The sequence below is a fragment of the Gammaproteobacteria bacterium genome (assembly GCA_013214945.1).
In the GTDB taxonomy this organism is placed as follows: domain Bacteria; phylum Pseudomonadota; class Gammaproteobacteria; order Enterobacterales; family Psychrobiaceae; genus Psychrobium.
Genome location: JABSRT010000013.1, coordinates 109,203 through 123,414 on the forward strand (window position 1 = coordinate 109,203; position 14,212 = coordinate 123,414).

Below are 14,212 nucleotides of genomic sequence, written 5' to 3' on the forward strand. Positions count from 1 at the left end.
AGTTACTCATCACGGGTCACACGCAGCACTTCTTCAAGTGTGGTGATGCCGGCTAATACTTTAGAAATACCATCGTGACGAATGCTCGGACAAGTGGTGCGAATATGGCGTTCAATATCAAATTCACTGCTGCCGTTATGGATCATTTCTCGTACTTTATCGTCAACTTCTAATAATTCATGGATGCCTGTTCTACCACGATAACCGCGATAGTTACACTGCTCGCAGCCAATAGCGCGGTAAATTTTAGTGGGTTCAATACATTGCAATAACACCAATTCACCGTCATCGGCCAAATGCTCTTCGCGACAGTGGCCACACAAGGTTCTGACCAATCGCTGCGCTAATACACCCAGCAAACTTGACGACAGCAAGAAGGTTTCAACACCCATATCTTGCAGGCGTGTTACCGCGCCAACCGCAGTATTGGTGTGCAAAGTCGACAATACCATGTGACCGGTTAAACTGGCTTGCACCGCAATTTGCGCGGTTTCAAGATCGCGAATTTCGCCGATCATCACCACATCGGGATCTTGACGTAAAATAGCCCGTAAACCACGCGCAAAGGTCATGTCGACCTTCGCGTTAACTTGGGTCTGACCAATACCGTCAATGTTATATTCAATCGGATCTTCAACGGTTAATATGTTGCGATCTTGGCTATTTAAATCGGTTAAGCCTGCGTATAAGGTGGTACTTTTACCTGAGCCCGTTGGCCCAGTGACTAAGATAATGCCATGGGGGCGATGAATTAAAACGTCGAACCGCTCACGAATACCAGCGGTCATGCCCAAGTCTTTAAGGTTTAACCGCGCCTGGTTTTTGTCGAGCAAACGTAAGACCACCCGCTCACCATGATTCGATGGCATGGTTGATACTCGGACATCAACCGCGCGTCCTGCAATGCGTAATGAAATACGACCATCTTGGGGCAAGCGTTTTTCGGCAATGTCCAACTTGGCCATGACTTTAATACGCGAAACAAGTAACGATGCAAGCTTGCGATTAGGTTTTAACACCTCTCGTAAAATGCCATCAACCCGAAAACGGATCATTAATTTTTTCTCGAAGGTTTCGATATGTACATCGGAAGCCCCTTCTTTGATCGCTTCACTTAAGGTGGCATTGATGAGTTTAATAATCGGCGCGTCGTCTTCCGACTCTAATAAATCTTCGACTTCGGTTAGCTCATCGGCCAGAGTAAACAGGTCAACATCGTTGCCCAAGTCTTCTACCAGCTGCTGAGTTTTAGAAGTATCATGCTGATACGCTATGGTTAATTCACGCTCAAAACTGTCGCTGTCGACCCGCTTAAGCTTAAGGTCACTGCCATAATAACGCCGCGCCTCTAACAAGGCAGCCATTGTGGTATCAGGGCCGAAAATCAGCGTTTGCTCTTGCTCGCCAATCATCAACAATACTCCATGATTTTTGGCATGGGCAAAACTAAATCGATTAAAGTGAGCATCTTCAGGCTGAGGCTCAGTCAAACTGCCTTGCTCGAGATTACTCATCATAATTTATCTTTTGTGGCGGCGAGGTCTTTTGCGCTTTAATATAATCTTGTAATGATTTGGGCAATTCAACGGGTTCCAGTACTGGCGAATCGGTATAAGGCATTAAGGCGATGCCATTTTCTCGTTCAGCAAGCTGCTGCGCCCGAATAGCATTGTATTTTCGCGCACTCAATCGTGACATAGTGGCTGCGTCACGAATGATGGTTGGTTTAATAAAGATCATTAAATTACGCTTCGTGGTTTTGCTTTGGGTTGAGCGGAATAAATGCCCCAAAATAGGGATATCCCCGAGCAATGGCACCTTAGATACCACCTGCTGAACATCTTCGTCGATCAAACCACCAATCACCACAATTTGACCATCGTCAACCATCACCGTGGTACTTACCGAACGTTTAGAGAAAATAACATCAACCGCAGCACCGGCGGTGCCACTTTTAACCCCTGAGACTTCTTGTTCAATTTTAAGCTGAACCGCATTGCCTTCATTAATTTGCGGGGTCACGGTTAGCTTAATGCCAACCTCTTTACGCTCAATCGTTTGAAACGGATTGGTATTGTTACTGCTCGCGGCCGAGCCTGTAATTACGGGCACTTCTTCGCCAACGACAAATGTCGCTTCCTGGTTATCTAACGTGGTGATGTTGGGTGTGGCCAAAATATTAGACGAGCTGCTGGCACGTACGGCTTGCAGTACCATGGCCCAATCACCAGCGACAAAGCCAGTCATGGCACCAGATACGCCCGTTAGAATCGAAGCGAGGGAGCTGTAATCTCCCTCAGTGGTTATAGATAGATTTTGGACTGCACTACCATCTGATGGAGTATATGTTTCTTCTGTTGTTGTCCCACGTGCTGCCGCTGCCGCGCCCGCTAACGATGAAATCGAGGCGCCATTACTAAACTGAATTACGCCAGCGTCGGCACTGGCCCATTGCACGCCAAGATCGATACCATCGCCTTCAGAAATTTCAACAATAATCGCTTCGACATTAATTTGAGCGCGGCGAAAATCAAGCTGGCGAATAACGCTTTCAAGGCTGCGCATGGTATCGGGCTGAGCAGTGATAACGAGTGAGTTAGTGTCTTCGTGGGCCTGAATGTTTATTTCGCGATTAGTGGTTTTGCTTTTAGCTTTAGATTTGCTCGTGGTCGGTTGTAAGTTTTTAGCAACCCCTGTTAATACTTTAACAATGTCGGTCGCCTGCGCATATTTAAGGTGAATGACCTTGGTATTGCCGGTCGACTCTTGCTCGTTATCAAGTCGGCGCACCAACGAAACCGCTCGCATTCTGGCGCGTTTCTCACCACTCACTACTACACTGTTGGTTCGTTCGTCGGCAACAAGCTTTGGTCGCAGTTGGCTGCTTGCCGCCGCTTTGCCTGATTTTGCACTGCTAAGAATTGATTCAACAATTCGGACCAACTCAGGGGCAGAAGCATGTTTAAGCGTAACAATGCTAACCTCTTGATCGCCTTGCTTGTCAACTCGGCGTACTAATTCAACAATCCGGTTCACGGCAGCCGCTCGCCCGGTTAACATAATGACATTAGAAGCGTCGTGCGACACAATATTGCCGCCACGGGCATTGTCAGTGATTTGACGTAAAATAGGCACAAGTTCACGTACTGGCACATTATAAACGGGCACAATTCGCGTGACCATTTCATCGCCATAACCTGGAGAGTTTTCGTCGGCAATCGCAATAGGAGCCAGCTTGGCGTCTTTACCTTTGATGACTTTTATAATGCCGTTATCCATATTAACAACCGCATAACCATATACTTCCAATACATTTAGAAAAAATTGGAAATATTGTTCATCATTAAACGTTTGATAACTACGGACATTTATTTTGCCACGAACATTTGGCTCAATGATGATGGTTTTATTAAGCGACTTACCCACAGTATTAATAAATTCATTAATGTCGGTGCCTTTAAAGCTTGCCGAATATTGGGCCGCCCACGACGCGGTAGATAACAAGCAACCGACCGATAATATGGTGACAGCCTGCTGACAAGATGCGAGAAAACCGCGAGTTCCGAACATTAATAATCTTCCTTAAATTCTTAAATTCTTAAATTCTTATGGATAATCCGGACAAAGGTAGTCGTGGCACTTTTTAGCGCCATCAACCATCGGACTAATTACTGAGCCAAGCCAAATTGAACATCAATCAACTGCCCATCACGCTCGACCACCAATGACATATCTATCATGGTTTTTAAATCATTCATTACTTGAAGAGATTCACTAAAGTCGGTGAGGTCGTAACCGTTAATCGACACTGCCAAGTCATTATGTTTTAAGCCCGACGCGCGGAACAAACTCGGATTACGGCCCGGGTTTAAGCGATAGCCTTTTATTTTATTATTTTTACGTACTGGGGTAATCGAAATATGGTCGATGATCTTGCCCGGATCTTTTAATATTTCCGCACGCGACTTAGCCAGCTGAGCCGAAAAGCTATTGCTATTTTTATTTTTTAAAGCAACGGGTTGCGTGGACGACTGTGCTTGATAGTCAAAACCGTCAAGCATCAGAGTTTCATAATTGCCCGCGTTTTTTAAAATAACTCGATCGTGGAAGATTTGATGAACCACCGCCCTGGTGCCTTTAATTTTCTCATTAACGCCGTAAGTCGCCTGCTTGCCTTTGAACTCAATAATCGCCATCGAGTTTTCAACAACATTACTGGCCACTAAGCCTGATAGCGTTAAGTTTAATTTGGTTTTAGGCGCCTTGGTAACAGCTTGGGGGGCAACGATATCGACTTTTTGACTCTGGTTAAATTTGCCAAACCATTGATAGCCACTAAAATTAGTCGTTAAATTAGAGCCGCTATTGTGATTTACTGATGCCGGCGGACGCCATGACGGTGCAGACTCGGCAGCAGGAGTAAGCACTAGCCAAGTAATTTTAGCGAGTTGAAAAACAATGAAAAAAACGATAACAACGGTAGCAAAACGAACCAGTTTAGTGCTATTAATCGTTGATGCGCTAATAATATGTTTAAATCTATCCATCAGGAATTTACGACATCCAATTTCAGTCCCTACAAAATTTCCGTAAAGCTATTGTTTTATATAAATAATCACAACAAATATTACATCACACTTATTTTTTCGAGAATTATTCTCATTTAATATAATGATACTATTGTATGACCTCTGCCACAACCATTGAACACACCTTAGCAGATCATTAATTCAAGATGGAAAAATAACCATATTTATGCTAATTTTGGCGATTGATCCGTCTTAGCCCGGTTACATTTATAAAATGTTCATTTTTGAACAAGAAAGATGATCACGCAGTGGTGTAATGGCTATTACTACCTCCTTAAGGGTTTTAAAATTGGCAAAATCAACAGCTAACGCAACGCAAAGTAATGCCATTCGACTTGATAAATGGTTATGGGCCGCCCGCTTCTATAAAACCAGAGCTATTGCTAAAGACATGATACAGGGCGGAAAAGTGACTTATCAAGATCAGCGAAGCCGTCCCAGTAAAACAGTTGAAATTGGGGCCAAGGTTAAGTTACGTCAAGGTAACGAAAATAAAGAAGTAGTCATTTTAGCGTTAAGCGGGCAGCGCGGACCAGCACCGGTGGCGCAAGCACTTTACCAAGAAACCATCGCGAGTATCGAGCTACGCGACAAAAATGCAGAATTACGCCGGCTTCATGTGTTAGACAATCCTCACCCTGAGCGACGTCCAGACAAAAAGCAACGGCGTAAAATTATTCAATTTAAAGCACAATAAGGTTCGGTTACTCAAGTATCCGACCATAACTGGAATCAAAGAAGTGAAAGATCAATTAAACCGTTATTTGTTTGACAACATCCCTGTTCGTGGCGAGCTAGTTCAGGCGAATCAGGCCTATCAAGAAATTATTGCTAATCATAACTACCCCACTGAAGTTCAATACCTGTTAGGCGAATTATTAGTGGCTACTTCAATGTTAACTGCCTTGTTAAAATTTGAAGGCAACATTGCGGTGCAGTTACAGGGTGATGGCCCAATGCCTCTCGCCGTAGTAAACGGCAATGATCAGCAACAATTACGTGGCGTTGCCCGAGTCGTTGGCGAAATCACCACTGGCGACTTAACCGAATTATTTAATAACAAGGGTTATATGGTTATTACCATAAGCCCTAAAAAAGGCGAACGTTATCAAGGCATTGTTGCTTTAGATAAACCAACGTTAAGCCAGTGTCTTGAAAGCTATTTTATGCAGTCAGAACAACTTAAAACTCATTTCTGGTTGCGCGCTGACGCTAAAAATGCGGCCGGCATTATGTTGCAAGCGTTGCCAAGCACCGACGAACAGGACGGGGCGAGTGAAAATGATTACAGTCATTTACAGCAATTGACCGCGACAATTAAAGATAACGAATTATTCGAGCTGGAACCTAACGACATCTTAAATCGTTTGTATCACCAAGAAGAAGTTCGGATATTCGAACCACAATCATTAAGTTATGTCTGTGGCTGCTCACGCGAGCGCAGCGAGGGCGCGATTATTGCTATCGGGCGTGAAGAAGCAGAATCTATCTTAAGCGAGGAAGGCAGCATTGGCATGAACTGTGAGTACTGTAAAACTAGCTATCAGTTTAATGCCCGTGATATCGCCGAGTTATTTAACGATCCGCAGCAAAATAACGACCTGGTTCATTAATTAATTTTTGCTGCGCCAGCCTAATCTAACTAAATTTAACTGGCGCAGTAAAATTATTGATGGCATTACCCACTAAACAACCGAAAACCTCAGCGAGCAAACGTTCAAAAAATAACCTCTCTTACTTCTAAAAACAATCAGTTATCACCTTCAATCTTAAATACTATACTAAAGGCGTAATTATTTATGATTTATGTGGTTTAAATCACACCCCAATATCCTGTACAATCTCGGTTGCCAGCAGGCCGGGTTACGAAACCTTGATGTAATTTAATATACTACTTACCACTGTTTTAGGAGCAGCAAAAAATGACCGTCGCCACAAATGGTAATGCCACAATTGATTTAACAAAATATGGTATTAACGACGTCCAAGAAGTTATATATAACCCTTCATATGATTTATTATTTGAAGAAGAGACCAGAGCCGATTTATCAGGGTATGAGAAGGGTGTAATTACAGAGTCAGGTGCTGTATCTGTCGACACAGGTATTTTCACGGGCCGTTCGCCAAAAGATAAGTATATTGTTCGTGACGACACAACTCGCGATACAGTATGGTGGTCTGATCAAGGTAAAAACGACAACAAGCCAATGAGCACCGAAACTTGGAGCGAACTTAAGTCGCTCGTTTCTACTCAACTTTCCGGCAAACGTCTGTTTGTTGTTGATACATTTTGTGGTGCCAATGATGATACGCGTCTAAAAGTACGCTTTATCACAGAAGTTGCATGGCAAGCGCATTTCGTTAAAAACATGTTTATTCGTCCTTCTGATGAAGAGCTAGCTAGCTTCGAACCTGACTTTATTGTGATGAACGGTGCTAAAACGACTAACCCTAACTGGCAAGAGCAAGGTCTTAATTCAGAAAATTTCGTGGCCTTTAACCTAACCGAACGGATGCAGCTAATTGGCGGCACTTGGTACGGCGGCGAAATGAAAAAAGGTATGTTCTCAATGATGAACTATCTACTGCCACTACGCGGCATTGCTTCAATGCACTGTTCTGCCAACGTTGGCGCTGACGGCGATACCGCGGTTTTCTTCGGTTTGTCTGGTACAGGTAAAACAACCTTATCAACTGATCCAAAGCGTGCTCTTATTGGCGACGATGAACACGGTTGGGATGATAACGGCGTATTTAACTTCGAAGGTGGTTGTTATGCTAAAACCATTAACCTTAGTGCTGAAAACGAACCTGACATTTACAATGCCATTCGTCGCGACGCGTTACTAGAAAACGTTACGGTTGCTGATGACGGTAAAATTGATTATGACGACAACTCAAAAACTGAGAATACTCGTGTTTCATACCCAATTTACCACATTGAGAATATCGTTAAGCCTGTTTCAAGAGCTGGCCATGCTAAGAAAGTTATTTTCTTAACCGCCGATGCATTCGGTGTTTTACCGCCAGTTGCTAAGCTGACGCCAGAGCAAACTCGTTACTACTTCCTGTCTGGTTTTACTGCTAAGCTAGCAGGTACCGAGCGTGGTATTACTGAACCAACTCCTACATTCTCATCTTGTTTTGGTGCCGCTTTCCTAAGCCTACACCCAACTCAGTACGCTGAAGTATTAACTAAGCGAATGGAAGATGCAGGCGCACAAGCTTACCTAGTAAACACTGGCTGGAACGGTACTGGCAAGCGTATTTCAATTAAGGCAACTCGTGCCATTATCGATGCCATTCTAGATGGCTCAATCGACAAAGCCGACAGCACCCAACTGCCATACTTCGACCTTGCTGTTCCTACAGCGGTTGATGGGGTTGAAGGTGATATTCTTGACCCGCGCCGCACTTACGACGATGCAGCGCAGTGGGACAGTAAAGCACAAGATTTAGCGGCACGTTTCGTTAATAACTTCACTAAATTTACCGATACAGACGAAGGTAAAGCACTAGTAGAAGCAGGTCCTAAACTGTAATTTAACGAAATTATGATCTAAAAAAAACCGCCCTGGGGCGGTTTTTTTATATCTGCTCACTTGGTATAATCAACCTGAGCTGCTGATAATCAATAAATCGTAACGAGTATTTTACATGACAGAACTTATCGAAAAACCCGTAAAGCCTTTAGATGACGACTGCTGTGGTGGCGGTGCATGCGCTCCGTGTGTGTGGGATCATTTTTATGAGCAGTACGCAATTTATCGTAAACAAAAACGTGCGATTGCCGCCAAAGAAGCAGAAGAAGCGGCAAAGACGGCCACGGATTAATATAATGAGTATAATTAGTATAATTATACCGTTTACAGTGATAACAACAGCATAGCTACTGGACAAGCCGTTGCGACAAACCAACTAAGACTACGCAATTTGTCTTGATCAATGTAATACATCAAACAATAGATCACGCGCGCCACAATATGGATAATAGCCAGCCATTCAATGCCGGCACTAACAGTATTGGTCGCTAGTACCACCGCTGACGCCGCCGAAAAAATGATTAACGCTTCGAATGAATTTTGATGAGCCGCTAACGCCCTTGCCCCAAACCCTGTTAACCGAGCCTGCTGACTACGCGGGTAATGATTGTCATAACGACTTTCCTTAGCCATGGCAAAAGCTAACGGTGCTTTCGCTAAATACGGCAACAACACAGCGATTAATACACAAACAATAATAATTTCCACAACTTACCTTTCATTCAATTTAAAATTTCGTCTAAATATAACTGATTCTACCAATAGTTTTCAACCGTGATATTGCCTGGTGTTCGCCGTAAGTTTTTGGTAAAACCCAAGCTTAGCAGCAATTTCTGGGTAGTTCGGACCATTTCAGGGTTACCGCACACCATCACCTGACTCTCCTCGGGAGTGAGTGCTACCTGTGCTGAATTTGCCAGTTGACCACTGGTAATCGCAGCCGGAATTCGCGCCGATAACATTTCGCTGTTAGGTTCGCGGGTAACAATAGGCACATAAACTAACCGCGGTTTAAATTTCGCAACTAGGGCTTCTATTTCAGCACGGTAGCTCAAATCATGGTATTGGCGCACGCAATGTACTAACACTATTTTCTCGAAACGGTCGACTAAGTTTGCCGTTTTCAACATCGATAAATAAGGCCCAATCGCAGTCCCCGTTGACAATAACCACAGTGATTTAGCGTCGGGCACTTCATTTAGGGTAAAAAAACCAGTCGGTTGCTGAGCGACTAAAACCGCATCACCAGGTTTTAATTGGGCCAACTGCGGCGACAAGCTGCCCTGCTCAACTGTTATATAATAAAACTCATGGATCGGTTGCTCGGGTGAATTAACAAAAGAATAGGCCCGTGTTGTACGTTGGCCTTCATGTTCAAGTGCCAGCTTGGTAAACTGCCCTGCAGTAAATGGTGCCAGCGTTGCTTCAACCCGCAAACTAAACAGCCGACTGTGCCAGTGAATATTTTCAACCACCTTACCCTCAATCCAATTTGCCATCATTACCACCCCAATGTTAGTAGACTCTATTAGTCTAGCTCAAGATTTAAGCGATTAAAACACAAGATATTAAACCGATTTCGCGATAATAGGCCCAGAGTCGATGCAAGTGTTAAGACGCCAACACAGCGCGTAAATAGCAGTATACAATGCCATACCTGCCGCCAGCACACCCGACCAACCACCATATTGCCAACACGCAATTAAGTAAAAACCACCAAGGCTGCCGCCAACATAGTAATGAACTAAATAAAGTGCCGTCGCGGTTGCTTTCGCCGTTTTAGCCTGCTGACTAACCCAAGCGTAAGCTAATGAGTGGGTAAAAAAAGCACCCGAGCTAATCAGCAACAAGCCAATCACTATGGTGACGATTGAATTGTAAGTCGCACACCACATGCCAAGTAAGCTCACCGTAGTGCCTAATAACAGTCCTTTAATCGCACTGTAATATTGGCTCCACCAGCCACTTAATTTGGCGGTTAAGGTACCGCTGAGATAACACAGGAAAATTAACCCTGTCCAGCTCACCGGTAAAGAGTAAGGCGGCGCGACCAATCGAAAACCGGTCACGGTATATAAATTTATGAATAAAGCAAAATTAATCCCGCCAATCAACATCGCGAGCCATAATGATGGTTGGCGTAAATGCATTAGCACCGTCTGACCGTGTTGCTGGAGATTGGCCTGCTGTGGTCTAAAATGTTGCTGCGCTGGTAATAGCTGCCGCACTAACAATGCACCTATGAAACTAAATAGCGCCATGCCGGCCACCGCAGCTTGCCAGCCCCAATGATCACTTACGGCCGCACCGTAAATACGACCAAAAATTCCGCCTAAAGAATTAGCGCTAATATAACCGCCAACGGCCAAAATTAAAGCCTCGGGCGAAAACTCTTCAGCCATATAAGCAACCGCAACAGCAGTAAAACCAGCGAGTGCCACCCCCATGGCGGCCCGCGCTAGAACCATCATTAACAAGGTATCGGCCAATAACATAATCAGCCCAACTATGGGTACTAAAAACAAACTAAGTAGCATTACTTTGCGGCGGCCAACGCGCTCTGAATAGATAGCCCAAGGCACCAAGGTTAACGCCAACGCCAACGTTCCCGCAGCTAGCAACCAATTAGTCGCCGTTGCGCTAGCCGAGAATTTATTGGCGATCAATGGCAACATTGGCTGCACGATATACAAATTACAAAAAACTAAAAATGAGCCCAGCGCCAGCGCCAAACTAGCACGGCGATATTCACCAGTATTGGTTTTAATCATTGTTTAACCTATTGGTAGTACTGTTTATAGTACTATTCACAGTGCTATTGCACGTTAGTTTTACTGAGCGGATTTTTTAAGACTAGGCCCATCGGCTGCTCGACAAAAATTCGGCTATCCATTAATTTTAACGCTTTACTTATTCGAGGCATAAATTGCATTTGCTGCAAAATGTCACGCTCAAGGTCAATGCCGGGAGCAATCTCAATCAGCTCAAGTGTTTGATCAACTAACTTAAACACTGCGCGCTCGGTAATATACAGTACGGTTTTATTACGCTCGCGCGCATAATCGGCACTAAAGGTTATTTGCTGCACTCGTTCAATGAATTTTTGAACCTTACCTTCAGTTACAATTTTCAATTTACCGTGTTCGGTCGCAACCACCAGCTCGCCAGTAGTAAATGTGCCACAGAAAAATACCTGTTTAGCATTTTGGCTAATATTAATAAAACCACCACAACCTGCTATTTTAGAACCAAATTTTGATACATTGAGATCGCCTTTAGCATCACACTGCGCTAAACCAAGAAACGCTTGATCTAGCCCGCCACCGTCGTAAAAATCAAATATTTGATCTTGCGTAATAATCGCTTGGGGGAAGGCCGACGCACCAAAACTCAAGCCGCTTGCTAAGGTTCCACCAATGACTCCAGACTCAACGGTTGCCGTCACTTGGTCCGTTACGCCTTCTTCGTCCGTAATCGCGGCAATTAACTCAGGAATACCAATCCCATAATTTAGGACTGCCCCTTGAGTTAATTCTAACGCTGCCCGTCTGGCGATAATCTTTTTAGCATTAAGCAAAACAGCTGCCTTTAATTCCGTTTGCTTAAAATCACCGCGACCGCAATATGTGTGATTCATTGGCTCAGCAAATGTTTGCATATGCTCAGATTCATCAGCAATAGTGACAACATTAACAAAGATCCCCGGAATTTTTACCTCTTGCGGATTAAGCTGACCGGCCTTGACGATTTGTTTAACTTGAACAATTACCGTGCCACCCATATTGCTGACTAACTGAGCAGCAGCCAGATTTTCCAGAAAGAAACATTCATCTTCCATCGTAATATTGCCATTTTCATCGGCTGTCGTGCCTCGAAGAATAGCGACATTGGCATCAATCCGACGATAAAAAAGATAATCTTGTTGATCAATGGTTATTCGAGACACTCGCTCTTGCGTGGTAACGCTATTTATTTTTCCGCCACCCTGTAGCGGGTCGACAAAAGTCCCCAAACCAACGTGCGTTAAAGTACCGGGCTTGCCCGCAGCAGAGTCGCGTAATAGATGTGAGATAACCCCTTGCGGAAAGTTATACCCCGTAATTTTATGCTCATTGGCTAACTTTTGAAGATTAGGGATTAAGCCCCAATGGCCACCATAAGCCATGCTAACCATGCCTTCATGCGCGAAATGATTGTTTGCTCTACCATGCCCATCACCTTGTCCTGCGGTAAAATACAGCTCTAAATTTCGCGGATGACCACTGGTTAAAAATCGCTGGCCAATCGCACTTTCAATCGCTTCAGGCACCACAGAGCCAATAAAACCTCCGAGCACAACTTTGTCACCATCGTTAATTAACTCAGCAACTTGCTGTTGAGAAAGTACTTGAACCTGCATAATTTTTTCCTATGAATGATTAACCACCAAGTCTAGCGAAACCGCAGCTGATTAATTTTATTCACTATAGCCAATATATAAATGTTGAATATTCGACCAAATGATTAGATTGTGGTTAAATATTAACCCCAATCACTATAAAAAAGTAACGGTATACGACTGTTATTTATATCAAAACTGTTATTTAAGCCCCAAAAAGCATAAAAACTTAACATTGACACTAGATTATTTAGTTTACATTCGTACAACAACCCTTAATATGGTTACAAATTAACCATTAATATCAATCATTAAATTCAGGGATAGTTCTAATGAAAAAGAAACCTCTCATTATCGCACTTGGTTTATCTAGTACTATGGGGCTTGCGGGTTGTAATAGCAGTAGTGACTCCATCGATAATACAGAAGCACCTGCCACCTATAATGTCACCGCTATTGATGGTTACTTGAAAAATGCTCAAGTTTGGCTCGATTTAAATGAAAATAACCAACATGACGCGGGCGAGCCTCAAGCAATTACCGGTGATGGTGGTAAAGCCACTCTTGATGTCACTGGTATTGAAAACCCAGAGCTTTATCCTCTTATCGTCCGTGCAATCAAAGGTAAAACAGTTGATGAGTCGACCGGCAATACCGTTGCCTCAAACTACACCATGTCAGCTCCCGCTGGTGAACAAGATATCACCCCGCTTTCCACTTTTGTTCATATAAAATTAGTACAAGCAACCGACGCATTAGATCCAGGACTAAGTGATGAAGAAAAAGCAGAAGCTATCGCCGAGGCAAAAATAATCGCAGTTGCAGAAATAGCCGATGAGCTTGGCATAGATCAAGCAGAAGTATTAGGCGATTTCATTGCCGATGGTCATGAGGAAGCAGCTTTTAGTGCTCGTAGTATTGTCGCTTCGAATTCATTACCAGCAACAACAGCTGAGCTTGAAGCCGCTGCAAGTGGCACTGATAGTACTTTTTTAACGGACGCCTCAGCCATAAACACAAAAATAAAAACAGAACTTGACGCTGCCGAAATCGATTCGACAATCAATTTAGACACTATCGTCTTTAACCAGCTTGGTAATGCCGATATTGATTCCGATGGTGATGGCGTCGCCGATAATGATGATGCCTTTGCCAACGATCCTACAGAGTGGTTAGATTCAGATGGTGACGATCAGGGTGATAATGCCGATTTAGACGATGATAACGACGATGTACCTGATCTTGAAGATGAAATGCCATTTGACGCAAGCGAGTCTAAAGATTCAGACAACGACGGCCTTGGCGATAATGCTGATGAAGATGACGATAATGACAGTGTTGTTGACACCGAAGATGCCTTTCCATTTGATGGTACTGAAACCCTCGATAGCGATAATGATGGCACTGGCAATAATGCCGATACCGACGACGATGGCGACAATGTGCTTGATGATGATGACGCATTCCCGTTAGATGCTACTGAAACTGTCGATACCGATAATGATGGCACAGGTAATAATGCCGACACCGATGATGATGAAGACGGTACTCCAGATGTGGATGATGCTTTCCCATTAGACGGCTCTGAAACATTAGATACTGATAACGACGGTACGGGCGATAATACCGATACCGACGACGATGGCGACAATGTACTTGATGATGCTGACGCATTCCCGTTAGACGATTCTGAAACAATAGAT

12 protein-coding genes are annotated in these 14,212 nt (G+C 43.9%); 5 read left to right on the top strand and 7 right to left on the bottom strand.

The features are described 5' to 3' along the window. Positions 1 to 2 precede the first annotated feature (2 nt). The 3 genes from gspE to gspC form a co-directional block, all read right to left on the bottom strand. The gene (gspE, locus tag HRU23_11830; GenBank protein NRA54826.1) at positions 3 to 1,514 is read right to left on the bottom strand and encodes a type II secretion system ATPase GspE; all 1,512 of its coding nucleotides are present in this window, start codon (positions 1,512 to 1,514) and stop codon (positions 3 to 5) included. Then, complete coding sequence (gene gspD / locus HRU23_11835; GenBank protein NRA54827.1) at positions 1,507 to 3,570, bottom strand: type II secretion system secretin GspD; 2,064 nt, start codon at positions 3,568 to 3,570, stop codon at positions 1,507 to 1,509. The genes gspE and gspD overlap by 8 nt, the downstream gene beginning before the upstream one ends. Positions 3,571 to 3,668: 98 nt before the next feature. Beyond that, positions 3,669 to 4,547: a type II secretion system protein GspC gene (gene gspC / locus HRU23_11840; protein NRA54828.1), complete on the bottom strand. Its 879-nt coding sequence runs from the start codon at positions 4,545 to 4,547 to the stop codon at positions 3,669 to 3,671. Between the two features lie 298 nt (positions 4,548 to 4,845). Here gspC and hslR point away from each other — a divergent pair, with 298 nt between their 5' ends. From hslR to HRU23_11860, 4 genes are all read left to right on the top strand, one after another. Further along, on the top strand, positions 4,846 to 5,286 hold the full coding sequence (gene hslR / locus HRU23_11845; GenBank protein NRA54829.1) for a ribosome-associated heat shock protein Hsp15: 441 nt from the start codon (positions 4,846 to 4,848) through the stop codon (positions 5,284 to 5,286). 43 nt (positions 5,287 to 5,329) lie between these two features. Then, positions 5,330 to 6,202, top strand: coding sequence for an Hsp33 family molecular chaperone HslO (gene hslO, locus HRU23_11850; GenBank protein NRA54830.1), 873 nt, complete (start codon positions 5,330 to 5,332; stop codon positions 6,200 to 6,202). A gap of 309 nt (positions 6,203 to 6,511) precedes the next feature. Continuing rightward, a complete protein-coding gene (pckA, locus tag HRU23_11855; GenBank protein ID NRA54831.1) occupies positions 6,512 to 8,131 on the top strand; it encodes a phosphoenolpyruvate carboxykinase (ATP) in 1,620 nt (539 codons plus the stop codon). A gap of 115 nt (positions 8,132 to 8,246) precedes the next feature. Continuing rightward, a complete protein-coding gene (locus HRU23_11860; protein NRA54832.1) occupies positions 8,247 to 8,423 on the top strand; it encodes a hypothetical protein in 177 nt (58 codons plus the stop codon). A 32-nt stretch (positions 8,424 to 8,455) separates the two neighbouring features. Here HRU23_11860 and HRU23_11865 read toward each other — a convergent pair whose 3' ends face one another. From HRU23_11865 to HRU23_11880, 4 genes are all read right to left on the bottom strand, one after another. After that, on the bottom strand, positions 8,456 to 8,839 hold the full coding sequence (locus HRU23_11865; protein NRA54833.1) for an MAPEG family protein: 384 nt from the start codon (positions 8,837 to 8,839) through the stop codon (positions 8,456 to 8,458). 47 nt (positions 8,840 to 8,886) lie between these two features. Then, positions 8,887 to 9,630, bottom strand: coding sequence for a ferredoxin--NADP reductase (locus HRU23_11870; GenBank protein NRA54834.1), 744 nt, complete (start codon positions 9,628 to 9,630; stop codon positions 8,887 to 8,889). A 69-nt stretch (positions 9,631 to 9,699) separates the two neighbouring features. Next, the gene (locus HRU23_11875) at positions 9,700 to 10,902 is read right to left on the bottom strand and encodes an MFS transporter (GenBank protein ID NRA54835.1); all 1,203 of its coding nucleotides are present in this window, start codon (positions 10,900 to 10,902) and stop codon (positions 9,700 to 9,702) included. A 44-nt stretch (positions 10,903 to 10,946) separates the two neighbouring features. Then, on the bottom strand, positions 10,947 to 12,530 hold the full coding sequence (locus tag HRU23_11880) for a 3-oxoacid CoA-transferase (protein NRA54836.1): 1,584 nt from the start codon (positions 12,528 to 12,530) through the stop codon (positions 10,947 to 10,949). Positions 12,531 to 12,841: 311 nt separating this feature from the next. Here HRU23_11880 and HRU23_11885 point away from each other — a divergent pair. After that, a partial coding sequence (locus HRU23_11885; protein ID NRA54837.1) for an AAA family ATPase occupies positions 12,842 to 14,212 on the top strand: 1,371 nt, incomplete at its 3' end.